Origin of the sequence: Sandaracinus amylolyticus (assembly GCF_000737325.1) — a bacterium.
Taxonomy (GTDB): Bacteria; Myxococcota_A; Polyangia; order Polyangiales; family Sandaracinaceae; genus Sandaracinus; species Sandaracinus amylolyticus.
In genome coordinates this window covers 5,813,570-5,836,644 of the sequence record NZ_CP011125.1, presented here as the reverse complement: position 1 = coordinate 5,836,644, position 23,075 = coordinate 5,813,570, and the positions used below count along the sequence as shown (strand labels likewise).

The 23,075-nt window shown below is 72.4% G+C and carries 17 protein-coding genes; 11 read left to right on the top strand and 6 right to left on the bottom strand.

The features are described from left to right. Position 1: 1 nt before the first annotated feature. The 3 genes from DB32_RS24595 to DB32_RS24585 form a co-directional block, all read right to left on the bottom strand. The gene (locus DB32_RS24595; protein WP_053235083.1) at positions 2-1,186 is read right to left on the bottom strand and encodes a CaiB/BaiF CoA transferase family protein; all 1,185 of its coding nucleotides are present in this window, start codon (positions 1,184-1,186) and stop codon (positions 2-4) included. Next, positions 1,183-2,214, bottom strand: coding sequence for an aldo/keto reductase (locus tag DB32_RS24590; protein ID WP_053235082.1), 1,032 nt, complete (start codon positions 2,212-2,214; stop codon positions 1,183-1,185). The genes DB32_RS24595 and DB32_RS24590 overlap by 4 nt, the downstream gene beginning before the upstream one ends. 71 nt (positions 2,215-2,285) lie before the next feature. Next, positions 2,286-3,812 (bottom strand): rhodanese-like domain-containing protein, encoded by a 1,527-nt coding sequence (locus DB32_RS24585; RefSeq protein WP_157069355.1) that lies wholly within the window; start codon positions 3,810-3,812, stop codon positions 2,286-2,288. Here DB32_RS24585 and DB32_RS47045 point away from each other — a divergent pair. From DB32_RS47045 to DB32_RS24545, 8 genes are all read left to right on the top strand, one after another. Further along, the gene (locus DB32_RS47045; protein ID WP_053235080.1) at positions 3,811-4,488 is read left to right on the top strand and encodes a hypothetical protein; all 678 of its coding nucleotides are present in this window, start codon (positions 3,811-3,813) and stop codon (positions 4,486-4,488) included. The two genes, DB32_RS24585 and DB32_RS47045, sit on opposite strands and share 2 nt — an antisense overlap. After that, a complete protein-coding gene (locus tag DB32_RS45560; protein ID WP_053235079.1) occupies positions 4,485-5,375 on the top strand; it encodes a M90 family metallopeptidase in 891 nt (296 codons plus the stop codon). The genes DB32_RS47045 and DB32_RS45560 overlap by 4 nt, the downstream gene beginning before the upstream one ends. Next, positions 5,372-6,406 carry a YheT family hydrolase gene (locus DB32_RS24570; protein WP_053235078.1) on the top strand — a complete coding sequence of 345 codons (1,035 nt, stop codon included), beginning with the start codon at positions 5,372-5,374 and terminating at the stop codon, positions 6,404-6,406. The genes DB32_RS45560 and DB32_RS24570 overlap by 4 nt, the downstream gene beginning before the upstream one ends. Before the next feature lie 101 nt (positions 6,407-6,507). After that, positions 6,508-7,959, top strand: coding sequence for a GMC oxidoreductase (locus DB32_RS24565; protein ID WP_053235077.1), 1,452 nt, complete (start codon positions 6,508-6,510; stop codon positions 7,957-7,959). Then, positions 7,956-8,363 (top strand): hypothetical protein, encoded by a 408-nt coding sequence (locus DB32_RS47040; RefSeq protein WP_053235076.1) that lies wholly within the window; start codon positions 7,956-7,958, stop codon positions 8,361-8,363. Before DB32_RS24565 ends, DB32_RS47040 begins: the two co-directional genes overlap by 4 nt. Continuing rightward, on the top strand, positions 8,360-9,334 hold the full coding sequence (locus DB32_RS24555; RefSeq protein ID WP_053235075.1) for a c-type cytochrome domain-containing protein: 975 nt from the start codon (positions 8,360-8,362) through the stop codon (positions 9,332-9,334). Before DB32_RS47040 ends, DB32_RS24555 begins: the two co-directional genes overlap by 4 nt. 79 nt (positions 9,335-9,413) lie before the next feature. After that, entirely contained in the window at positions 9,414-10,517 is a 1,104-nt protein-coding gene (locus tag DB32_RS24550; protein ID WP_053235074.1) for an efflux RND transporter periplasmic adaptor subunit, read from the top strand. Next, a complete protein-coding gene (locus tag DB32_RS24545) occupies positions 10,514-13,651 on the top strand; it encodes an efflux RND transporter permease subunit (protein ID WP_053235073.1) in 3,138 nt (1,045 codons plus the stop codon). The genes DB32_RS24550 and DB32_RS24545 overlap by 4 nt, the downstream gene beginning before the upstream one ends. Here the strand turns inward: DB32_RS24545 and DB32_RS24540 are convergent, their stop codons facing one another. Then, a complete protein-coding gene (locus DB32_RS24540; protein WP_053235072.1) occupies positions 13,652-14,059 on the bottom strand; it encodes a hypothetical protein in 408 nt (135 codons plus the stop codon). Between the two features lie 104 nt (positions 14,060-14,163). On the opposite strand from DB32_RS24540, the gene DB32_RS24535 reads away from it, so the two are divergent. Both DB32_RS24535 and DB32_RS24530 read left to right on the top strand, forming a co-directional pair. Continuing rightward, entirely contained in the window at positions 14,164-15,762 is a 1,599-nt protein-coding gene (locus DB32_RS24535) for a hypothetical protein (protein WP_053235071.1), read from the top strand. A gap of 63 nt (positions 15,763-15,825) precedes the next feature. Continuing rightward, complete coding sequence (locus DB32_RS24530) at positions 15,826-17,439, top strand: hypothetical protein (RefSeq protein WP_053235070.1); 1,614 nt, start codon at positions 15,826-15,828, stop codon at positions 17,437-17,439. Positions 17,440-18,458: 1,019 nt separating this feature from the next. Here the strand turns inward: DB32_RS24530 and DB32_RS24525 are convergent. Both DB32_RS24525 and DB32_RS24520 read right to left on the bottom strand, forming a co-directional pair. Further along, the gene (locus DB32_RS24525; protein ID WP_240481245.1) at positions 18,459-21,377 is read right to left on the bottom strand and encodes a DEAD/DEAH box helicase; all 2,919 of its coding nucleotides are present in this window, start codon (positions 21,375-21,377) and stop codon (positions 18,459-18,461) included. A gap of 110 nt (positions 21,378-21,487) precedes the next feature. After that, positions 21,488-21,805 (bottom strand): four helix bundle protein, encoded by a 318-nt coding sequence (locus DB32_RS24520; protein ID WP_053235069.1) that lies wholly within the window; start codon positions 21,803-21,805, stop codon positions 21,488-21,490. Positions 21,806-22,448: 643 nt separating this feature from the next. Here DB32_RS24520 and DB32_RS24515 point away from each other — a divergent pair. Further along, a complete protein-coding gene (locus tag DB32_RS24515; protein WP_053235068.1) occupies positions 22,449-23,072 on the top strand; it encodes a TetR/AcrR family transcriptional regulator in 624 nt (207 codons plus the stop codon). Positions 23,073-23,075 lie beyond the last annotated feature (3 nt).

Genomic DNA, 23,075 nt, shown 5'->3' with positions numbered 1-23,075 from the left:
GCTACTCGGCGATCACACCGCGGGCGACGAGCGCGTCGATCGCGTCGTCGTGCATCGCGAGGCGCTCGCGCAGCACCTCGCGCGTGTGCGCGCCGAGCGCGCCGCCGGGCCACTCCGTGCGCCCCGGCGTTCCATCGAGCTTCGGCGCGATCGCGGGGATCGTGAGCGAGCGACCGTCGACCTCCACGTGCTCGAGCATGCCGCGCGCTTGCAGCTGCGGATCGTGCAGCAGGTCGCGCGCGTCCTGGATCGGACCGGCTGGCACGGCGGCGTCCTCGAGCACGCGCACGATCTCGTCGGCGCTCCGCGTGCGCGTCCACGTCGCGATCGCCTCGTCGAGCTCCGCCTGTCGCGCGACGCGCGCAGGGTTGCCGCGCAGCCCTTCGAGATCCGGGCGCTCGATCGCGCGCATCAGGCGCTGGAAGTTCGACTCGCTGTTCGCGCCGATCACGACCCACTTGCCGTCGCGCGTCGGGTACGTGTTCGACGGGACGATGCCGGTCACCGTCGTGCCCGCGCGCTCGCGCACCACGCCGCGATCGGCCTCGGGGATCATCGACTCGAGCACGCTCACGATGGACTCGGTGAGCGCGACGTCGATCGTCTGACCGGTGCCGCCCTGCGCATCCCGCTCGTAGAGCGCCATCACGATCCCGAGCGCCGCGTGGATGCCCGCGAGCGAGTCGCCCAGGCTCACGTTCGCGCGCGCCGGCGGACGATCGGGGAATCCGGTCACCGAGCGCAGCCCGCCGACGGCCTCGGCGACCGACGCGTACCCGGGCCGATGCGCGTGCGGGCCCGTCTGCCCGAAGCCCGAGACGCGCGCGTAGACGAGGCGCGGACTCGACGCGCGCAGATCGTCGGGGCCGAGCCCCCACTGCTCCATCGTGCCGGGCCGGAAGTTCTCGATCAGCACGTCGCTCGTCGCGGCGAGCTGCTTCACGAGCGCGCGACCTTCGTCGTGGCGCAGATCGATCACCACGCTGCGCTTGTTGCGCGCGAGGCTGCGCCACCAGAGCGACGTGCCGTCCTCGACCACGCGCCAGGTGCGGATCGGATCGCCGCCCGGCGGCTCGACCTTGATCACGTCGGCGCCGAAGTACGCGAGCATCGTCGCGGCCCAGGGCCCCGCGAGGAGCTGCCCGAGCTCGAGCACGCGCACGCCGTCGAGCGGGCGCCGGCTCACCAGCGACCCTGGATGCGCTGCGCGAAGTCGTACGGGTAGCCGAGCTCGAACGCGCTCGCGTCGTCGAGCGTCTTGATCGCGTCGGCGGGCAGCCGGAGCCCGCTCGCAGCGAGGTTGCCCTTCAGCTGATCGATCGTGCGCGCGCCGAAGATCACCGACGTGACCGCGGGCTTCGCGAGGAGCCACGCGAGCGACACCGCGGTCGGCGTCGTGCCGAGCTCGCGCGCGATCTGCTTCACCGCGTCGACGGTGCGCCACCCTCGATCGTTGTCGTAGCGCGCGAGGTTCGAGGTCCAGCGCGACGACGCGAACCGCGAGCCCTCGCCGGCGCCCTGACCGCGCTCGTACTTGCCGCTCAGGAACCCTCCGGCGAGCGGCGACCACGGCAGGATCCCGAGGCCGAACTTCTCGCAGAGCGGCACGTGCTCGCGCTCGAGATCACGCACGAGGAGCGAGTACTGCGCCTGCAGCGACACGAAGCGCTCGAGCCGCCGCGCGTCGCTCGTCCACAGGCTCTCGACGAGGCGATACGCCGCGTAGTTGCTGCAGCCGAGGTAGAGCACCTTGCCCGCGCGCACGAGGTCGTCGAGCGCGCGCAGCGTCTCTTCCTCGGGCACCTCCACGTCCTGCATGTGGATCTGGTAGAGGTCGATGCGATCGGTCTGCAGGCGACGCAGGCTGTCCTCGACCGTGCGCACGATGCGCAGCCGCGACGCGCCGGTGCCGTTCGGGCCGTCGCCCATGCGGAACCGAAACTTCGTCGCGAGCACGGTGCGATCGCGCGTGCCGCGCTCCTTCATCCACCGACCGACGATGCGCTCGCTGAGCCCGTCCTGGCCGTACACGTCGGCGGTGTCGACGAAGTTGACGCCCGCGTCGAGCGCGGCGTCCATGATGGCGAAGCTGGTCTCCTCGCTCGCGCCGACGCCGTGCATGAACGACTTCTCGTCCGGCTCGCCGAACGTCATCGCACCGAGGCAGAGCTCCGAGACCTCCAGCCCGCTCGAACCGAGACGGCGATATTCCATCGTGTCCTCCCCGCGTGGGTCGCGCCTACCTGCGGCGCGCACGCGGGGAGGTCAAGCGTGTCGCGCTCCGATCACCGCGCGCGGAGGTACGCGCGGTCCGTCTCGATCGTGCCCGCGCTGCTCGTCGCCTCGGGGCGGATCACCGGGCGCGTCGGGCTGATGTCGTCGTCGGCGTTGTAGCGCGGGCCGGCGACCCACTCGCCGGGCGTGATCGCGGGATCACTGGTGCTGCCGCCCGGCGTGTAGCCGGTCGCGAGGTTGTGCTCGGTGAGCGCGGGCAGATCGGTGCGCCACGGCGAGTCGGCCGGGAGCAGCTGCGTCGCGGCCGTCGGCCCGTGCGCGAGGTGCGACCACTCGATGAACGACGCGTCGTACCAGCGGGTGGGCAGACCGAGCACGAGGATCGACGCGAGGCCCGTCACCATCGAGCGCACGTTCGTGCGGCAATAGTGGATGTACGTGAGGCCCGGCGCGGTCGCGGCCCGTGCATCGAAGATCGCGCGCAGCTGCGACTTCGGGAGGAACCGGAGGCCATCGTCGGCGCTCGTGAGCAGCTGCGTCCACGGCACGGTGTGCGCGCCGCGGATGCGCCCCTCGAAGAGCGGCGAGCAACGCGCGGTGGTGCCACTGCCGGTGTAGCTCGCGCAGTCGCGACGCCCGCTGTTCGTCGCCTTCGGCAGGCCGAGCGCTTCGGCGCCGCCGCGCGCATCGACGACGCGATACGCGGGATCCGCATCGCGCACGATCGGGATGAGCTCTCCCACGTGCACGACCAGCGTCGTGTGATCGCGGCGCAGATCGCTCACGCGCGTCGCGCCGTCGCCGGGCGGCGTAGCGGCGGCGATCTCGGCGACGGGCAGGCCTTCGTTCGCGCCGTTCCAGTCGAGGCTGCCGTTCAGCACCGCGAGGTGCTCCGGCTCGGCGCCCCAGTACGCCAGCCAGAGCCAGCCGCGCCCGAGCTGCTGCACCGCGGCGCCGGTGGTGCCGGGGAGCTGCTCGAACACCCACACGACGAGGTCGCGTCGCGGGTCGATGCGGTAGCGCTGGAGGAACGCGTCGGTGCTCTCGCCGCGCGGGATCTCCGCTTCGATCGACGAGAGCCCGCTGTCGCGCTCCTCGAGCAACGAGGCCTGCGGCACGTCGTACACGCGAACGCCGGTCGACACCGGCGACACGTGCACGCGCGAGGTGGCGCCGGTCGGGACGATCTGCAGCACCACGAGATCACCCGTGATCGCGGCGGGGCGCGCCGCGCTCCAGTCGCGCACCCAGCGTCCGAGCGTCGCGCCGGTGATCAGGCCGTAGGTGTTCGTCGCGTAGTCGTCCGCGGACTCGCGCGCGAGATCGGCCGCGGTCGCGACCTGCACGTCGCCGGCGATCGACGCGTCCGTGCCCGCGTCGATCGCCTCGACCGCTGCGTCGATCTCGATCTCGCCCGCGTCCTCCTCGATCGCGAGGGCCGCGTCGTGCCCTGCGTCGATCGCGGTCGAGGCGTCGTGATCTCCTTCGTTCACGTCGTCGTCGCCTCCACACGCGCCGCACGCGAGCGCGAGGACGACCGAGAGAGAGCGCAGCGCAGACGAACGAGCACGAGCCATGTCGAAGACCTCCATCGGGTGCGCGCCGCTGAGCACGCGGTGTTCCACGCGCGCGGGGCGCGCGGATCCACGCGTCGCCGCGATCGATCACGGGCGCGCCGTGATCGATCGCGGGACGCCCGTGATCGGTCAGACTGTTCGCGTGATCTCTCGCCTCCTGGCGCTGCTCCCCGCGCTCCTCGTGCTCCCGGGTTGCCTCACCGAGTCGCCTGCCGCGCTCACCGACACGCAGGGCGTGCTCGTCGGATGGACGTGCGAGCGCGGCGACTGCGAGGTCGAGCCGCGCACCGCGACCGTCGATCCCCCCGCGTGCGGCGAGCGCGATCAGTGGGTCGTCGGCGCCGGTGCGATCGCGATCCTCTGCGCCGCGACCGAGAGCGACGACGGCGAGCTCACGGTGCACGAGGCGACGTGCCGCCCGCTCGCGTGCGACGACGAGCTCGACTGCCCGCAGTGGGAAGATCTCGTCTACGGCTGCGACGGCGGTGTGTGCACGACCGAGCGCTTCGACCTCGACGTGCTCGACGTCCGCGCCGCGTGCCTCCGCGGCGTGCCGCGCGCCACGACCTGCGCGCTGCAGGACGAGGACGCGGCGACGATCGATCGCACCGCGCTCGCGACGAACGCATGCCCCGGCGAGGGCGCGTGCGAGATGCCGGAGGCGTGCCTCGAATGAGCGACTCCGCGATCGATCTCGGCGCTGCGATCGGCGCGCTGCTCGTCGGCGCCGCGCTCGGGCTGCTCCTCGGCCTGCGCTTCGGCCCACCCGTCGGGATCGTGATCGCGCTCGTGGTCGCGATCGCGCTCTACCTGCTCAAGACGCGCCGCACGCGACGCCGTCGCGCGCTCGCGCGCGCGCCGTTCCCCGCGTCGATGCGCGCGGTGCTCGAGGAGCGCGTCGAGTACTACCAGCGTCTCTCGCCGGACGAGCGACGCCGTTTCGAGGACGAGGTGCGCTTCTTCCTCGACGAGCAGACGATCACCGGACCGCGCGGCGCCGCGCTCGACGAGCGCCTGCGCGTGCTCGTCGCGGCCTCCGCGGTGATGGTCGTGTTCGGTCGTCGCGGCTTCCGCTATCCGAAGCTGCGCGACGTCGTCGTCTACGACGAGGCCTTCGACGAGGAGTACCGGGAGGGGCACGCCAAGCACATCCTCGGCATGGTGCACGGGCAGGGGCCGATCCTCTTCTCGGCGCGCGCGCTCGAGCACGGCTTCGCGAACACGCGCGACGGACTGAACGTCGGTGTGCACGAGTTCGCGCACGTCCTCGACTTCGACACCGGGCAAGCGGACGGAGTCCCGAGCTTCATGCCCTGGAACAGCGTCACGCCCTGGCTCTCGGTGATGCACGACGAGGCGCAGCGCATCGAGCGACGCCGATCCATCCTTCGGGGATACGCGACCACCAACGAAGCGGAGTTCTTCGCGGTCGCGACCGAAGCGTTCTTCGAACGACCGAGGGCGATGCGAGACAAGCACCCCGAGCTCTACGCGCTGCTGCGCGACACCTTCGGACAGGATCCCGCTTCGTCGCCGACCGAAGCGCCGCGAGGTGACGCGTGACGCCGCGCGCGCGCTTCGCGTTCGACCCGCGCACGATCGACACCACGGGCGTCCGGCGCGAGCTCCACGGGCACTACTGGACGTTGGGCAGCTTCGTGCGCGGCATGGTCCGCCCCGAGGCGCCCCTGATCGACGTGCCGTTCTCGACGACGCTCGTCGACGCGATCTCGGGGCCGGTCGAGCTGAGCGGTCGGCTCGCAGTGCCCGCGGGCGGCGCGCGCGACGCGGTCGTGGTGCTCCACGGGCTCGGTGGTGACGTCACGAGCCGCTACATGTTGCTCGCCGCGCGCGCGGCGCTCGACGCAGGCATGGCGTGCCTGCGCCTCCACATGCGCGGCGCCGATCGTCGCGGCGCGGACGTCTACCACGCCGGGCTCACCGACGATCTCGACGCGGCGCTGCGCAGCGAAGCGCTCGCGGGCTACGAGCGTCTCTACGTGATCGGGTACTCGCTCGGCGGTCACGTGACGCTGCGCTGGGCCGCAGGGCACGCGCTCGAGCATCCGCGCGTGCGCGCCGTCGCCGCGATCTGCCCGCCGGTCGATCTCGCCGCGGGCGTGCGCGCGATCCAGCGCATCGATCGCCGCCCGTACCAGTTCCACGTGCTGCGCGGGCTCAAGGAGCAGTACGCCGCGGTCGCCGCGCGACACGGCGAGCGCACGCGCATCGCGCCGATCCGCGTCGAGCAGGTGCGCCGGATTCGCACCATCGTCGAGTGGGACGACTGGGTGATCGCGCCGCGCTACGGATTCCGGAGCGCCGATCACTACTACGAGCAGGCGGCGGTCGGCCCGCACCTGCGCGCGATCGGCAAGCCCGCGCTCTTCGTCGCGGCGGACGCCGATCCGATGATCCCCGAGACGACGGTGCGCCCCGCGCTCGCGCGCATCAGCGAGCACGTGCGCGTGGTGTGGACCGGCCGCGGCGGGCACGTGGGGTTCCCCGACGACGTGTCGCTCGGGCTCGCCCCCCGTCGCGAGGGCGATCTCGGCGTCGAGCCCGAGGTCGTCGCGTGGCTGCGCGCGCAGTAGCGCGTGCGTGAGAGGTTCGAGGCCGCTCGCGGCCCTCTTCGGTGACAGCGGTCGATGCCGGCGCGACAGCGCGCGGCATCACGCGTCGTCCGAGGAGGACCATGTCGATCCGAGACGCTCGCTCGCTCGAAGAAGGCACCGCTCTGTCCGCCGACGTCTGCATCGTCGGCGCCGGTGCCGCGGGGATCACGATCGCGCTCGAACTGCTCGGGCGCGGCCGCTCGGTGCTGCTGCTCGAGAGCGGCGCGATGGATCTCGAGCCGTCGATCCAAGCGCTCTACGACGGGACGATGAGCGGCATCCGCACGTTCCGCCTCGACGATCACCGATGGCGTCACTTCGGCGGGTCGACGAACCGTTGGGCGGGCTGGTGCATGCCGCTGCTCGCCGAGGACTTCACGCCGCGCGATCACGTGCCGCTGAGCGGCTGGCCGATCGCGCTCGAAGATCTCGCTCCGTACTACGAGCGCGCGCAAGAGCTCGCGCAGATCGGCGATCGATGGGACGCCGAGCGCCTCGCCGGCGCCGCAGGACGCGCGCTCCTGCCCGCACCCGGCGGGCACCTCGCGACGCGCGTGTTCCGCTACAGCCCACCGACGCGCTTCGGTCGGACGTACCGGCCTCTGCTCGAAGACTCGGCGCAGACCGACGTGCTCATGCACGCGAACCTCGTCGGCATCGAGGTCGACGGCGCGCGCGTGTCGCGCCTCGCGTGCGCTGCGCTCGGGGGCCCGCGCTTCTCGGTCGAGGCGGGCGCGTACGTGCTCGCGATGGGCGGGCTCGAGAACGCGCGCATGCTGCTCGCGTCGGACGTCGCGAACGGGAGCGACTGGGTGGGTCGCTGCTTCATGGAGCACCCGCACCTCTACGACTCCGCGGCGTGGCTGGAGCTCGGCCACGCGGACGTCGGCTTCTACGCGGACACCCACGGCACCGAGGCCGGCGACGAGGTGCGCGGCGCGCTCGCGCTCTCGCGCGAGGTGCGCGAAGCCGAAGGTTTGCTCGACTTCACGATCACGCTGCGCGAGCAGGACGTCGGCGCCGAGACGGGGGAGGTGATCGCCCCCGACGTCGCGCGGCTCTGGCGCGGCTCGGGTGACGCGCGGCTCTTCCGCATGACGCTGCGCGCGGAGCAATCACCCTACGAGGAGAGCCGCGTGACGCTGCGCGACGACGTCGACGCGCTCGGCGTTCCTCGGCTCGATCTCCGGTGGCAGGTGCGCGACGACGATCTCCGCGCGTATCGGCGCGCGATGGAGGTCCTCGGCCGCGAGCTCGGCGCGGCGGGGCTCGGGCGCGTGTGGACGCCGCGCGATGCCGAGGGACGCTTCGCCGACGAGATCGCGCCCGGCGGGCATCACATGGGCACCACGCGGATGTCCGCGGATTCCGCGAAGGGCGTGGTGGACGCGGACTGCCGCTGCCACGAGGTGGAGGATCTCTACGTCGCGGGCTCGTCGGTGTTCACGACCGGCGGCAGCGCGAACCCGACGCTGACGATCGTCGCGCTCGCTGCGCGGCTCGCGGATCACCTCGCGGGAGGTGCGTCGTGATCACGCGGCGCGGGTTCGCGCGGACCAGCGTGCTCGCCGCGATCGTGATGGCGCTCGGCGCCGGATGCGAGGGCATCGCGCGGCCGATCGTGCTGCGCGACGAGCGCACGACGCGCGCGGCGCGACGCGCGGAGAAGCTCGTCGATCGTGGCGCGGCCGACGTGATCGGCGGCGTCCGTCGCGCGGCCCTCCTGCCCGACGGAGACGAAGCGAGCGCGGCCGCGCTCGTCGAGCCCACGGTCGCGCTGCTCGACACCGACGAGCCGATCGACGCGCTGCGCGCGCGCATCGCGCAGCTCGTCACCGGCGACCTGCTCGAGGACCACATCGACGATCTCGAAGGCTGGACGATGAGCGCGACCGAGCTCTCGATCTGTCTGCTCGTGCACCTGGTGGAGCCGTGAGGCGCGCGCTCGTCCTCGCGCTGCTCGGCCTCGGCGCGTGCGCCTCTCCGCGCGCCGGGCTCGATCGACGCGAGCCCAACCCGACGTGCCTCGGTCGCGCGACGTTCCCGGACGCGCTCGCCGACACCGGCTGCTTCGAGCCGGGATCCTCGACGCCGATCGCAGCGATGTTGCCGTACGAGGTGCGCGTGCCGCTGTGGTCCGACGGTGCCGCGAAGGAGCGCTTCGTCGCGCTGCCCGACGGCGGGTCGCTCGAGGTCGACGACGGGCACGTGATCCTCCCGCCCGGCGGCGTGCTCGTGAAGACGTTCCGCGCCGGTGCGCAGCCGATCGAGACGCGCCTGCTCGTGCGCGACGAGCAGGGCACGTGGCACGCGGCGACGTACCTCTGGGACGAGGCCGGCGCCGAAGCGCGTCGCTTCGAGGGCGGCACCGTCGAGCGCGGCGGGCTCACGTGGGACGTTCCGCGCGAGGACGAGTGCTTCGACTGCCACGTCGACGCGGCAGGCACGAGCCTGGGCCTCGAGCTCGCGCAGCTCGACACCGACGTCGTGTACGTCGCGACCGGTCGCAGCGCGCCGCAGCTCGACACGCTCGTCGCGATCGGCGCGCTCGCGCGCGACGCGCTCGAGCACGACCACGCGCCGTACGAGCCCGACGACGCACGCGCGTACCTCCACGTGCAGTGCGCGCACTGTCATCGCCCGGGCGGGAGCGCGACCGTCGCGCTCGATCTGCGCTTCGAGATCGAGGAGCGATGGATGAACGTGATCGATCAGCGCCCGGAGCGCGGCGATCCCGAGGGCGAAGCGGGCATCCTCGTCGCGCCCGGCGCGCCCGAGCGCTCGGTGCTGTACCAGCGCATCACGAGCGACGACCCGACGTGGCGCATGCCTCCGCTCGGCACGCAGCGCGTCGACGCCGCGGGCGCCGAGCGCGTCGCCGCGTGGATCGACGCGCTGAGCGAGTGAACGTTCTTCGCAATTCTTCATGATCCCGCCCGAAGGTCGGGTGGACCGCTCTCGACTCCAGCGCTTACGCTCGCCGGTCATGCGCGCGGGGGTCGTCGTTCTCTTGGGCATGCTCGCGTCGGCGTGCGGCGCGAGCGAGGCCGCCGCGCCGGCGGTCGCGGAGCGTGGTCGCCTCGTCGTGGTCGAGCCCTCGGTGTCGGGCGTCGCCGAGGAGCGCGTCACGATGCTCGGCGACGTGCAGGGCGAGGTCGAGGTCCGCGTGTTCGCGCAGGTGCCCGAGCGCATCCGCGTGCTGCACGTGCACGAAGGCGATCACGTCGAGGCCGGCGATCCGATCGCGACGCTCGAGGCCGACCTCCAGGCCACCGGCGTCGCGCAGGCGGGCGCTGCGGTCGAGGCTGCTGCGTCGGCGCGCGATCAGCTGCGCGCCGATCTCGAGCGCGCGACGCGTCTCGCCGCGACCGGTGCGATCCCACGCGCGCAGGTCGATGCGCTCGCGGCGCAGCTCCGCGCATCGGAGGCCCAGGTCGCGCAGGTCTCGGCAGCGCATCGCAGCGCCGGCGCGCAGCGCGCGCGCACCGTGATCCGCGCGCCGGTCACGGGCACGGTCGCGCTGCTCGCGGTGCAGGACGGCGACATGGTCGCGCCGACGTTGCCGATCTGCAGCGTGGTGCGCACCGAGCGCGTGAAGGTCGCGCTGCGGGTGACCGAGCAGGACTGGGTGCGCATCCGCGAGGGCATGGAGGTCGAGATCGCGCCTCCCGCGCTGGAGAACGTGGTGCGACGCGGCACGGTCTCGCGGGTGTCGCCGGTGATCGATCGGATGACGCGCACCGCGATGGTCGAGGTCGTGGTCGAGAACGCCGACGGCGTGCTGCGTCCCGGCATGGTCGCGCGCGCCGGCGTGGTGCTCGCGCGGCGCGAGGACGTGACGATGGTCGCCGGTCGCGCGGTCGTGATGACGCCCGACACCGACAGCGATCACCGCGCGGTCGTGTTCGTCGCCGACGGTGAGACCGCGCGCCGCCGCGACGTGCGCATCGGCGTGCGCTACGGCGAGCGCATCGAGATCGCGGAAGGGCTCGCGGCGGGCGAGCGCGTCGTGATCGAGGGCCAGCACCTGCTCCGCGACGGCGCGCCGATCCGCGTCGCCGGCGAGCGCGCGGCGGCGGGGCCCGGATGAACTGGGGGGCGCTGTCGATCCGTCGCGGTGTGACGACCGCGATGGTCTACCTGTGCCTCACGGGCTTCGGGCTCTTCACGCTCTACAACCTTCCGGTCAATCGCCTCCCCGACGTCGAGTTCCCGGTCGTCGCGATCGTCACGAACTACGTCGGCGCGAGCCCCGAGGACATGGAGACGCTCGTCACCGCGCCGATCGAGCGCGCGGTGGCCTCGGTCGAGAACGTCGAGCGCGTCCGATCGATCTCGCGCCCCGGCACCTCGATCGTGATCGTGAGCTTCACGTGGGGCACCGACATGGACTTCGCGGAGGTCGAAGTCCGCAAGAACATCGAGCTCTTCGCCGGTGATTTCCTCCCCGAAGAGGCCACGCGGCCGCTCACGTTCGCGTTCGATCCCTCGCTCGCGCCGGTCGTGTTCATGGCGGTCGAGGGGCCGATGGACGCGCACCGGCTGCGCGAGATCTCGAGCGACGAGATCCAGCCGTTCCTCGCGCGCCAGCCAGGTGTCGCCGCCGCCGAGGTGATCGGCGGGCTCGATCGCGAGATCCAGGTGCGCCTCCATCCGATCTGGCTGCAGGCGAACGGAATCTCGCCCTCGCAGGTCGTCGACGCGCTGCGCGCCGCGAACGCGATCGTGCCCGCGGGCGGCGTCGACGACGGGACGCAGCTGCTCTTCATCCAGCCGACCTCGACGTTCCGCAGCGTCGCGGAGATCGAGGACGTGATCGTGGGCGCGCGCGGCGGGCGGCCGGTGCTGCTGCGCGAGGTCGCGGAGGTCGTCGACACGTTCGAGGAGCAGACGCGCGTCGTGACCGCCGACGGTCATCCCGCGGTGCTGCTCGCGGTGCGCAAGCAGAGCGACGCGAACACGGTGCAGGTCTCGCGCGCGGTGCGCGACGCGTTGCCCGCGCTGCGCGCGCAGCTCCCGGAGGGCGTCGAGGTCACGCCGCTCTTCGACGAGGCGGAGTCGATCCTCCGCGCGATCGGCAACCTCGGCGACTCCGCGAACGAAGCGTTTTGGCTGACCGCGATCGTGCTGCTGCTCTTCCTTCGCAGCTGGCGCGCGTCGCTGATCAACGTGATCGCGGTGCCGGCGTCGATCTTCGTCGCGTTCGTCGCGATGTCGGCGCTCGGCGTGACGCTGAACCTCGTCAGCATGGCGGGGCTCGTGCTCGCGATCGGCATGATCGTCGACAACGCGACGGTCGTCCTCGAGTCGACGTTCCAGAACATCGAGAAGGGCATCGATCCCGCGACTGCCGCGACGATGGCGGTCGAGGAGATGACGATGCCGATCGTCGCCGCGACGCTGACGACGGTCGTCGTGTTCCTCCCGATCCTCTTGGTGGAGGGCATCGCGGGCGAGCTCTTCCGCGACATGGTGCTGACCATCTGCGCGTCGATGCTCGCGTCGCTCGTCGTCGCGGTGACGCTCGTGCCGCTGATGAGCGCGAAGATGCTCGGCACCGATCACACGACGCGCTTCGCGAAGGCGCTGACGCGCGCGACCTCGTGGATCGACGCGATGGGCCCGGCCTACGAGCGCGGGCTCGTGTGGTGCACGCGCAACCCGTGGAAGGTCGTCGTGATGGCGAGCGTCGCGTTCGTCGCGTCGTGCTGCGTGGTGCCCTTCCTCGGCCGCGACTTCCTCCCGCACTCCGACGTTGCCGACATCCGCGTCGAGGTCACGGCCGCGCCGGGGATCTCGCTCACCGAGATGCGGCGCCGCGTCGAGCACGTCGAGCAGGTGATCCGCGACGAGGTCCCGGAGCTGCAGGTCGTGACCGCGGACTTCGGCACTGCGCAGGGCGTCTCCGCGATCTTCGGCGCGACCGCGAACACCGGAACGATGCGCGTGCGCCTTCCGCCGCGCGATCAGCGCGCGCGCAGCCAGCAGGAGATCGAGCGCGCGCTGACCGAGCGCTTCGCCGAGATCCCCGGGCTCGACATCGAGATCCAGACGCTCGCGATCGGCGGCGGCGCGGGCGGTGACGTCGAGGTGAAGATCTTCGGCGACGACCTCGGCGACGTGCGCCGCTTCGGCGAGGTGCTGCGCGACGAGCTCTCGGCGGTCGAGGGCGTGCGCGACGCGCGCTTCTCGATGGGGCAGGGCAGCCCCGAGCTGCAGGTCGAGTTCGATCGCGAGCGCATGCGCGTGCTCGGCCTCGCGCCGGCGCAGGTCGCGGGCGCGATCGCCGCGTACTACCAGGGCGTGCCCGCGACGGTGTTCCGCGAGGGCGGCGACGAGCACACGATCCGCGTGCGCGCCGCGCGCGAGCACCGCGAGGATCTCGACGCGCTGCGCTACCTGCCGATCCCGCTGGCGACCGACGCGACGATCCCGCTCGGCTCGGTCGCGCGCGTCGGCGATCGGCTCGGCACCACCGACATCGAGCGCGAGAACCAGCGCCGCTACGCGACGGTGTTCGTCGCGATGGGCGAGGCCGACCTGGGGACGCTCACCACGCGCATCGAGGAGCGCATCGCGGCGGTCGGCGTGCCCAGCGGCATCCGCACCGAGATCGGCGGTGCGGCGGCGGATCTGCGCGACGCGTTCTTCAAGCTCGCGCTCGCGCTCGCGGCGGCGCTCGCGCTCGTCTACATGGTCATGGCGGCGGAGTTCGAGTCGCTGCTCGAGCCGCTCGTGATCATGGCGACGGTGCCGCTCGCGATCATCGGCGTGGTGCTCGCGCTCGCCATCACCGGGACCTCGCTGCAGGTGACCGCGCTCGTCGGCGTCATCCTCCTCGGGGGCATCGTGGTCGCGAACGGCATCGTGCTGATCGACGTGCTCAAGCGGCGTCGCGCCGAGGGCGTGGATCTCGTCGAGGCCACGCTCGAGGCCGGGCGCACGCGCCTGCGGCCGATCCTGATGACCGCGCTGACGACGATCGTCGGCATGGTCCCGCCCGCGCTCGGCACCGGCGACGGCGCGGAGATCTGGGCGCCGCTCGGGCGCGCGGTCGTCGGCGGTCTCACCGTCTCGACGCTGCTGACGCTCTTCGTCGTGCCCGTGCTCTACGTGCTGCTCGCGGGCTGGATCGATCGCCGCAAGGCGCGCCGCGCGAAGCCGAGCGAGCCCGCGCAGGTCGCGGTGATCGAGCCCGCCCCGACGCGCGAAGCCGCGGAGTGATCAAGCCGCGCGCGCTCTGCGCAGCGCAGCCTCGAACGAGCCGCGATCGGCGTGCGACGTGATGAACCCGCCGATGAGCGGGTTCACGAGGTTCACGCCCATCTGCAGCAAGCGCGAGCGCACGAGGATGTGCACCGCGACCTTGCCGCGGTGCTGATCGAGCCACGCCGTCCAGCGGCGACGACAGTCGGTGTCGTACGACTCGAGCGTCTCGCCATCGATGAACACGACGAGCGAGCCGTGCTTCGCGAGCATGGGCTCGAGCGCGTCGAACACGGGGATCATCATCTCGCCGATCGCCGCGCGCTCGACGCGCAGCAGCGCGACACCCGAGCCCTCGTCCTCGAGCGTGAGCGTCCCGACCTTGGTCGTGACGCGGAACCCGCGCGCGAGCGACTCCCTGTGCATCCGCCCCCCTCGGAAGAACGTAGTCGCGGTCCCGTCGTGGGCGCAATCGTCGCGTGAGGACGAATCGGGCCCGGATGCCCCAGATCGCGCATGATCCCAGGCGAATGACCGAGCGATCCCACCTGCGCCGCGCGTTCGCGAAGGACGCGCTCGCGCTGGCGCTCTCGCTCGTGACGTGCCCGTTCGCGATCGTGCTGACGCCGCAGCGCACCTCGCTGTTGCTCGGCTCGGCGCTCGCGCTCGCGGGCGGGTCGCGCGATGCGCGGCGTGGAGGGCTCGGTCCGGGCGCGCTCGCGATCGGGCTCACGATCGCGCTCGTGATCGCGTCCCTCGTGGGGCTCGGCGCCGCGAGGGCCGTGTCGCACTCGGCGCCGCTCGCGATCGCGCTGGCGATCGTGCTCCCGAGCGCGCTCGGCGTGGTGCTCGCACCGTTCGTGCTCGCGCCGGTGGCGTGGCTCGATCGCGAAGAGGGCGTCGTCGCAGCGCTGGTGCGTGCGTTCGAGCTCGCGGTGCGCCGCGGCGCGCTCCCGACGTTGCGCGACGGCGCGTCGCTCGGTGCGCTGGTCGGCATCGCGGCGTCGCTCGGCGTGGCGTTCCTCCAGCTCGACGGCGCGGCGATCCTGGTCGCGGTGTGGGCCTCGATCGCGATCGGCGCGCCCATCGGCGCGAGCGTGTTGGCCCGCGCGTACGTCGACGGCTCCGCGCGCGCGGCGTTCGACGGAGCGACCGATGCGCAGGTGTCGCGCGGGCTGCGGCGCGTCGCCGTGCTCGTGACCCCCGCGGCGTGGATGCTCGCGATCGCGCTCGTCGCCGCGATGCTCACGCCCTCCCCGATGCGCCGGGTCGATCACGCGCGTGCGCTCGCGAGCGCCGCGGTGGCGACCGTCGAGCCCGGCGACGAGCTCGTGCTCCCCGGCGATCACGGGCTGGTGGTCGCGCCTGGCGAGGACGGCGTGCTCGTGCGCACCGCGGACGGCGGAGGCGCGGGGCACGTGGCGTGGAAGGGCGCGAACGACTACGACGTCCGGCTGTCGCTCCTCGTCGTGCGCACGCGGTTCCGCGACGTCGACGCGTGGGCGCTGGTGTTCGGCGACGACGCCACGTTCATCGACGACGAGGGCGTACGGCTCGACGACTCCTTCACCGACCGTCTCGCCGCGCGGCTCGACGTGCAGTCGCTCGCCCTCGTTCTGATCGCGCTCGTCGCGCTCGCGTGGTGGAGCCTGCGACTCGCGCGCGCGATGGCCCGCGCTCGCGCGCTCGATGCGCCGCGCTCGTTCGGCGATGCCGCGCCCGATCCCGCGACCCTGGTGCAGCTCGTCGGGCGCCTGCGCTACGACGAGGGCTCGTACGTCGAAGGGAAGGGCACCTCGGCGTCGGTCACCGGCGCCGCGCGCGTGGTGTCGCTCGACGGCGCGGTGGTGATCGTGCTCCCCGCGCACGTGCCGCTGCTCGTCCCGAGCGACGCGAAGCCCGACGACGGCGCGGAGGTCACGGTCGTCGCGCGGGCGGGCGCGCTCTCGCCGACCAGCTTCCGTCAGGGCGCGGCCGCGTGGCCCGACGGCGCGAAGCTCGTCCTCGCCGATCGCGACGAGGCCGCCGAGCAGCTCCTCGAGCGCGCGGCTCGCGGCGCGTCGCTCGTCGCGCTCCTCGCGGCGGTGATGCTCGGCGGCGTCGCGCTCGCGATCGCGGCGCGGCTGTGATCCCCGTCGCGCGGTGCCCCGTTGGGAACGGACCCGACCGGACGTAGGTGACGCGCACACGCGATGCGCGACACGTCCACGCCGACGGTCGTGATCGGCGCGGTGCTCGCGAGCGCCGCGACCATCACGTGGCTCGCGCTCGTCGCCGCGTACTGGACCTTCACCGTCGACGACACGTTCATCCTGCTGCGCTACGCCGATCACGTGGCGCGCGGCATCGGCCCGACGTGGAACGTCGATGGTCCGCCCGCCGAGGGCTACACGAGCCCGCTCTGGGTCGCGGTGCTCGCGATCGCGCGCGGCTTCGGCGCGACGAGCGTGCTCGCGCCCAAGGTGCTCGGCGTGCTCGCGATGGGCGCGGCGATCGCGCTCGTCGCGCGCCTCGCGTGGCGCGTCGCGGAGCGCACCGAGCGAGGCGCCGTCGCCATCGAAGTGCAGCCCGCGCTCGCGAGCGGCTGCGCGGCGTTCGTGATGGCCGCATGGCCGGCGACCGCGATCCACTCGGTGTCGGGCATGGAGACCGCGCTCGCGACGTGCCTCGTCGCCGCGTACGCGCTCGCGCTGGTCGAGACGCTCGAGACGCGCACCGCCGCGCGCGCGGCGACCGCCGCGGCGCTCGGGCTCGCCGCCTCGCTCGCGCGGCCCGAGCTCAACCTGTTCGTCGCGCTCGCGTCGCTGCTCGCGCTCACGCGGCTCGATGGTCCCGGTCGCGCGCGCTTCGCGCTCTCGGTGCTCGCGCTCCACGTGATCCCTGGCGCGATCTACTTCGCGTGGCGCGTGCGCTACTACGGGCTCTGGCTGCCGCTGCCCTTCTACGTGAAGGCCGCGCTCCCGGGCACGACGTTCGCCGGCGTCGACGAAGCGCTCGGCTTCGCGCGCGCGCTGCTCGTCGAGCGCATCGACGTCGGCATCGCCGTCGCGGTCGGCGTGGTCGGTGCCCGCCGCTCGCTCGCGCCGCTCGCCCTCGCGGCGCTCGCGGTGTGGCTCTTCTTCTTCGTGCCCGCGCACGAGATGGGCTTCGATCATCGCTATCCGTTCCCGATCGTCCCGGTCCTCGCGGCGTGCGCGGGCGTCGGTGTCGCGCGCATCGCCGGCTGGCTCCGAGCGCCCTCCGGGCGTGCGTGGAGCCCCGCCGCGATGGCCTCGATCGTCGCGGTCTCCGCGTTCGCGTCGAGCGCACCGCACCTCGCAGGGAGCCTCGCGGAGAAGCGCGACTACGGCGCGGGCATCGAGCGCGCGCACGCGCGCATCGGTCGCGCGCTCCACGAGCTCGGGGGCGCGATCGATCGCCCCGTGATCGCCGCGCTCGACGTCGGCGCCATCGCGTACTTCTCGCAGTGGACGGTGATCGACACCTGGGGGCTCAACGAGCCGCGCGTCGCGCGCACCGGTCGTCGCGACGCCGAGCCCGTGCTCGCGGAGTCACCCTCGGTCGTGATCGTCGTCTCCTCGCGCGCCGATCGGTTCGCTCCTCACTTCGAGCACGAGCAAGCGCTCTGGGACGGCGCGCATGCGCGCGGCATGGCCCAGGTCGCGCGCTTCGAGTTCCTGCCCGACTACCAGCTGCTCGCGCTCGCGACGCCGGGATCGCCGGTCGCCTCGGCGCTCGAGGCCGCGTCCTCCACGCGCGCCTCCGCGCTGGCTTCGGCGGAACCGCCCTCGGCGCGCGCGCCCTGACCCGCGAAGAGCGCGAGCTGCGACGCCGGCGCGTCCGACACGCCGCGCACGCCTTGGTGCGCCGCGATCCATCGCGCGACCGGCTCCGGCAGCGCGGCGTCCTGTGCGATCGCCCCGGGCACGCGGGCGTCGCGGATCGTCGTCGCGCGTGTGTACGACGACCACTCGCCGTCGCCGCACGCGTAGCAGGCCTCGGTCGCGAACACGTGATCCATGACCACGCGGCCCGCCTCGAGCGCGGGCACGCTCGCGACGGCCTCGACGGCCTCCAGCTCGAGCGGCGCCTCGATCGCGCCCTCGCCCTCGGCGAGCAGCGCGTCGCGCGCGCGCGCCCGGAGGTCGTTCGCGGGGCCCAGCTCGAGCTCGGCGCGCGAGCCCGTGCGCACGTCGATCACGCGCACCGCGACCTCCGCGTCGCCGTGCGCGCCGCACGCGAAGCGCTCCGCGCGCTCGCGCACGAAGAGCCACGGACCGAGGCTCGCGATCGGCACGAGATCGTGGTCGAGCGACGCGAGCCCTTCCGCGTCGAGCGCCTCGAGCAGCACGCGCTGCTCTCCGGTCGCGAGCGAGGCCGCGACGAGCCTCGTGCGCGTGCCCTCGTCACCGCCGGGCGCGCCGGCGTCGTCCTGCTCGAGCTGGTCGCACGTCGGGAGCACCATCGTCTCGCGCTCGCGCTGGATCACGACCAGCGAGCTCCCCGATGCCATGACGAGCCCCGGGCGCTCGGCGCGCGCCTCGCCGCTCGCATCGATCCAGGTCGTGCGCACCTCGCCCTCGGCCGGCTCGCTCCACACCAGCCAGCCGCGCTCGGGCGCCGAGGTCGCGACCGGGTCGGCCGCGGGAGATCGCGCCCCGCACGCGACGAGCGCGAGGGCGGCGGAGGCGAGGGCGAGGGAGCGCATGGTGATGCGCGTCCCATATGCACGGAGAGCGCCGATCCCAGCCCCGATTCGTTCGCTGATTCGTGGGCAATTCCTAATGGTTAGCGCGTCGCAAGGGACACGCCGTCGCGTCCCGGATCACGCGCGCCGGATCCCGCGCAGCTCGATGACGAGATCACCCTCGTCGCGGCTACGCGGCAGATCGATGCGCGCATCGACGAAGAAGTCGCCCGCGTCCTCGGGGTCGAGCAGCGTCTGCTCGACGCGCCACACGTCGCGATCCTTCTCGATGCGCGTGTGGCGCGGCGCGCGCGCCGCGGGATCGATGCGCACCGCGCCGTGCTCGACCTCGAAGTCGACGAGCTCCTGCGCGATCGCCTCCGCCGTCCACGCGGGATCGCCATCGGGCGCGACCACCATCGCCGCGGCCTCGCCGAACGCGCGGCGCGAGAGCGCGCGCACGAAGCGGAACATCGCGTTGCGCACGAGCACGGTGAGCGCCTTCGGATCGGCGGTGATGTCCGCGGTCTCGATCGAGCGCTCGGGGTGCTCGGCGCGATCGACGACGCGGTCGGGATCCTTCAGCGACTCCCACTCGTCGAGCAGGCTGGAGTCGACCTGGCGCACGACCGCGCGGAGCCAGTCGGTGAGGTCGTAGACCTCGTCGGTCTTCGCGGCCTCGGGCACGTTCTGCACGAGCGCCTTGTACGCGTCGGACAGGTACCGCAGCAGCACGCCCTCGGAGCGCGCGAGGCCGTACTCCTTCACGTACTCGTTGAAGCTCGCGCCGCGCTCGTACATGTCGCGCGCGACCGACTTCGGGCGGAGGCCGTCCTTGGGCACCCACGGGTGCACCTTCGAGAACGCCTCGAGCGCCGCCTCGAGCATCTCGCGGTTGGGGCGCGGCACGTCGATCTTCTCGAGCTCCGCCATCCGCTCCTCGTACTCGACGCCCTGCGCCTTGAGCTCGTTGACCTTCTGCTCCTTCAGCTTGTCGAGCTGACGCATCAGGACGATCTCGGGGTCCTCGAGGATCGACTCGACGACGCTCAGCACGTTCAGCGCGTAGAGCGGATCGTCGCGATCGAGCTTCGGGACGGTATCGAGCACGAACAGCGAGAGCGTCTGGTGCAGCGACACGTCCTCCTGGAGCTCGCCGTGCACCGCGATCTCGCCGCGATCGATCTCGATCACGTCCGCTTCCTTCAGCGATCGATAGAGCGCGATCGCGTGGCGCGCGTGGTGGAACTTGCGGGTGCGCGACTCGTGCGAGCCGCGGATCAGCGCGCGCATCTCGCGGCACCCGTCGCCGTGGCGATCCCACGCGCCCTGGAGGACGGCGAGCATCATCCCGTGCGAGACCTTGAAGCGCGACTCGAGGCGCTCGGGCTCGCCGTTGCGCAGTCGGTCGAACGTCTGCTCGTCGAAGTGCGCGTAGCCCTTCTCGGGCGGCTTCTTGGTGACGAGCTTCTTCGTCTTCTTGGGATCGCCCTGCGCCTTCTCGCGCGCGATCTTGTTCTCGATGACGTGCTCGGGCGCCTGCGCGACGACCCAGCCGCGATCGTCGTAGCCCTTGCGCCCGGCGCGGCCTGCGATCTGCTGGAAGTCGCGCACGCTGAGCACCGACGTCTTCTGTCCGTCGAACTTGCAGAGCTGCGTGAAGAGCACGCTGCGGATCGGCACGTTCACGCCGACGCCGAGCGTGTCGGTCCCGCAGATCACGGGGAGCAATCCCTTCTGCGCGAGCTTCTCGACGAGCAGCCTGTATTTCGGAAGGAGCCCTGCGTGGTGCACGCCGACGCCGTGCTTCACCCAGCGCGCGAGGTCCTTGCCGAACGGCGTGTCCCAGCGGAAGCCGTGGAGCGCTTCTTTGATCTCGTGCTTGCGCTCCTTGTTCGCGATCTCGACGCTCATCAGATCCTGCGCGTGCTCGGCCGCGCCGCGCTGCGTGAAGTGCACGACGTAGACGGGCGCGCGGTTCTTCGCGATGAGCTCGGCGAGCGTCTCGTGCAGCGGCGTCTCGCGGTACTCCCACTCGAGCGGGACGGGACGCTGCATCGAGCGGATGGTCACGACGTCGCGCCCGGTGCGCTCCTTCAGGTCCTGCTCGAAGACCTTCGTGTCGCCGAGCGTCGCGCTCATCAGCAGGAACTGCGCGCGCGGCATGCGCAGCAGCGGGATCTGCCACGCGACGCCGCGATCGCGATCGCCGTAGTAGTGGAACTCGTCCATCACCACCGACGCGATGCCGGTGTCGTCGCCGCGGCGGAGCGCGAGGTTCGAGAGGATCTCCGCGGTGCAGCACACGATCGGCGCGTCGCGGTTCACGCTCGCATCGCCGGTCATGAGCCCGACGTTCTCGGGCCCGAGCTCGCGGCACAGCGCGAAGAACTTCTCGCCGACGAGCGCCTTGATGGGCGCGGTGTAGAAGGAGCGCGTCCCGTCGGCGATCGACTTCGCGTGGAGCGCGCTGGCGACGAGCGACTTTCCCGAGCCGGTCGGCGTCGCGAGGATGACGTGCTTGCCCGCGAAGAGCTCGAGGATCGCCTCCTCCTGCGCGGGGTAGAGCGAGAGCTTCTTCTCCTCGGCGTACGCGAGGAACCCTTCGAGCAGCGCGTCGGGATCGCGCGCGCCCTTCACGTGCTGAGCGAGCGGAGCGTGCGCGGCGTCGAGCGTCATGGGACGCGGACGATAGCGCTTTTTCGAGTGCTGTCGGCGCGCTGCGCCGCGCGCGCGCCGGGGAGGAGGCGCGCTCGCGTCGGAGCTGGCGTCGGCGTCGGCGTCAGCGTCGGTGTCGGCGTCCGCGTCGGCGTCGGCGTCCGCGTCGGTGTCAGCGTCGGCGTCCGCGTCGGTGTCGGCGTCAGCGTCGGCGTCAGCGTCGGCGTCGGCGTCCGCGTCGGCGTCAGCGTCCGCGTCGGCGTCGGCGTCGGCGTCGGCGTCCGCGTCAGCGTCGGCGTCCGCATCGGCGTCGGCGTCGGCGTCGGCGTCGGCGTCGGCGTCGGTGTCGGCGTGCGCGTCGGCCTCGCGGTGCGTGTGGACGTCGCCGCAGCGTCGCATGACGTGTGCGGAGGAGTGTCGCGCGCAGCGCGGCCGCTCGGCGCGTTCACGCTCGCGCTCGTCGGACGCGGTGCGGCGGCTGCGTGCTGCACAGCCGCCGCACGTACGGTTCACCGCGTCAGCTTCCAGAGCACTGCGCAGAGCGCATCGAGTCGGTTCATCAGCTTCGCGTCGAGCGTGTCGACGTATCCGAACGCCTCTGCGACGCGCAGCGCGACGTCGACCTCGCGTGCGCTTCCGAGCGCGGTTCGGAGCCGCATTCGTCCATTGCCGTCGTGTGCGCCGCTGCCCTCGGCTGCGTTCAGCGCGACCGATGCCATCGCGCGTCGAAGCTGATCCGCGAGTGATCGGTCGTGCTTCGCGACCTGCTTCGCGATCCGGCTCACGTCGCGACAGCACTCGATTGCGTTCTCCGTGATCTTCAGCATCTCGTCCTCCGTTTCGCCCGCCTCCGGGCACCCGCCTCCCGCCGTCGCGCGCAGACCGGGTCAACGACGCGAAGCGCCCGCGCGGAGCCGCACGGAGCGAAGCGGAGGAGGCGAGCACGGGTGACCGCGAAGCGGTCATCGTTGAGGCGGTCGAGCACGTCGGCACGCTCGAGAAGCCCGAGCGGCCCCCCCGCCCTGCGATCGAGACAGCGGTCCTCGCGCGCAAAACGCGGACGCTGACGCCGACGCGGACGCGGACGCGGACGCGGACGCGGACGCAGACGCAGACGCAGACGCCGACGCCGACGCTGACGACGCCGACGCGGACGCTGACGCTGACGCAGACGCTGACGCAGACGCAGACGCAGACGCTGACGCAGACGCCGACGCAGACGCAGACGCCGACGCCGACGCAGACGCCGACGCTGACGCTGACGCCGACGCGGACGCAGACGCCGACGCCGACGCCGACGCAGACGCAGACGCAGACGCCGACGCCGACGCCGACGCGGACGCTGACGTCAACCCCGACGCAGCTCCCCCTTGACGCCCGCGCCCACTGCCATCAATAACTGAGCACTCACTCACGAACCGCGGCGCTAGCCCCCGGCCCCGCGCTCCTGCGAGCCTCCTCGTCCTTCCCATGGCCCGCCCGACCACGATCTCCGACGACGCAATCCTCGACGCCGCGCGCGAGGTGTTCCTCGAGCGCGGCCCGAGCGCGACCACCGCCGAGGTCGCGGCGCGCGCGGGCGTGTCGGAGGGCAGCATCTTCAAGCGCTGGAAGACGAAGGAGGCGCTCTTCTTCGCGTGCATGGCGCCCATCCCGATCGCCGACATGGGCTGGATCGCGAAGCTCCCGTCGCGCGTCGGCACGCGCACCATCCGCGAGAACCTCGAGGAGATCGCGCTCGAGATCGTCGCGCTGTTCCGCCTGATCATGCCCTCGATCCTGATGGCGCAGTCGGTGGGCGAGCATCATCGCCGGCTCGGCGACTTCGACACGTCGCCCCCGATCGTTTCGCGCAAGAAGCTCGCGGCGTACCTCGACGCGGAGCGCAAGCTCGGCCGCCTCCGCGCGATCGACGTCGACGTCATGTCGCGCACGATCCTCGGGTCCCTCTTCAGCTTCGTGCACCTCGAGGTCTCGCTCGCGGGGCAGGATCCCGCGCCCATCGCGGCCGAGACGTTCGTGCGCGGCCTCGTCGAGATCCTCGTCTCGGGCGCGGTGCCCGAAGGCGCTCCGACCAAGCCGAAGCGCAGGTAGTCG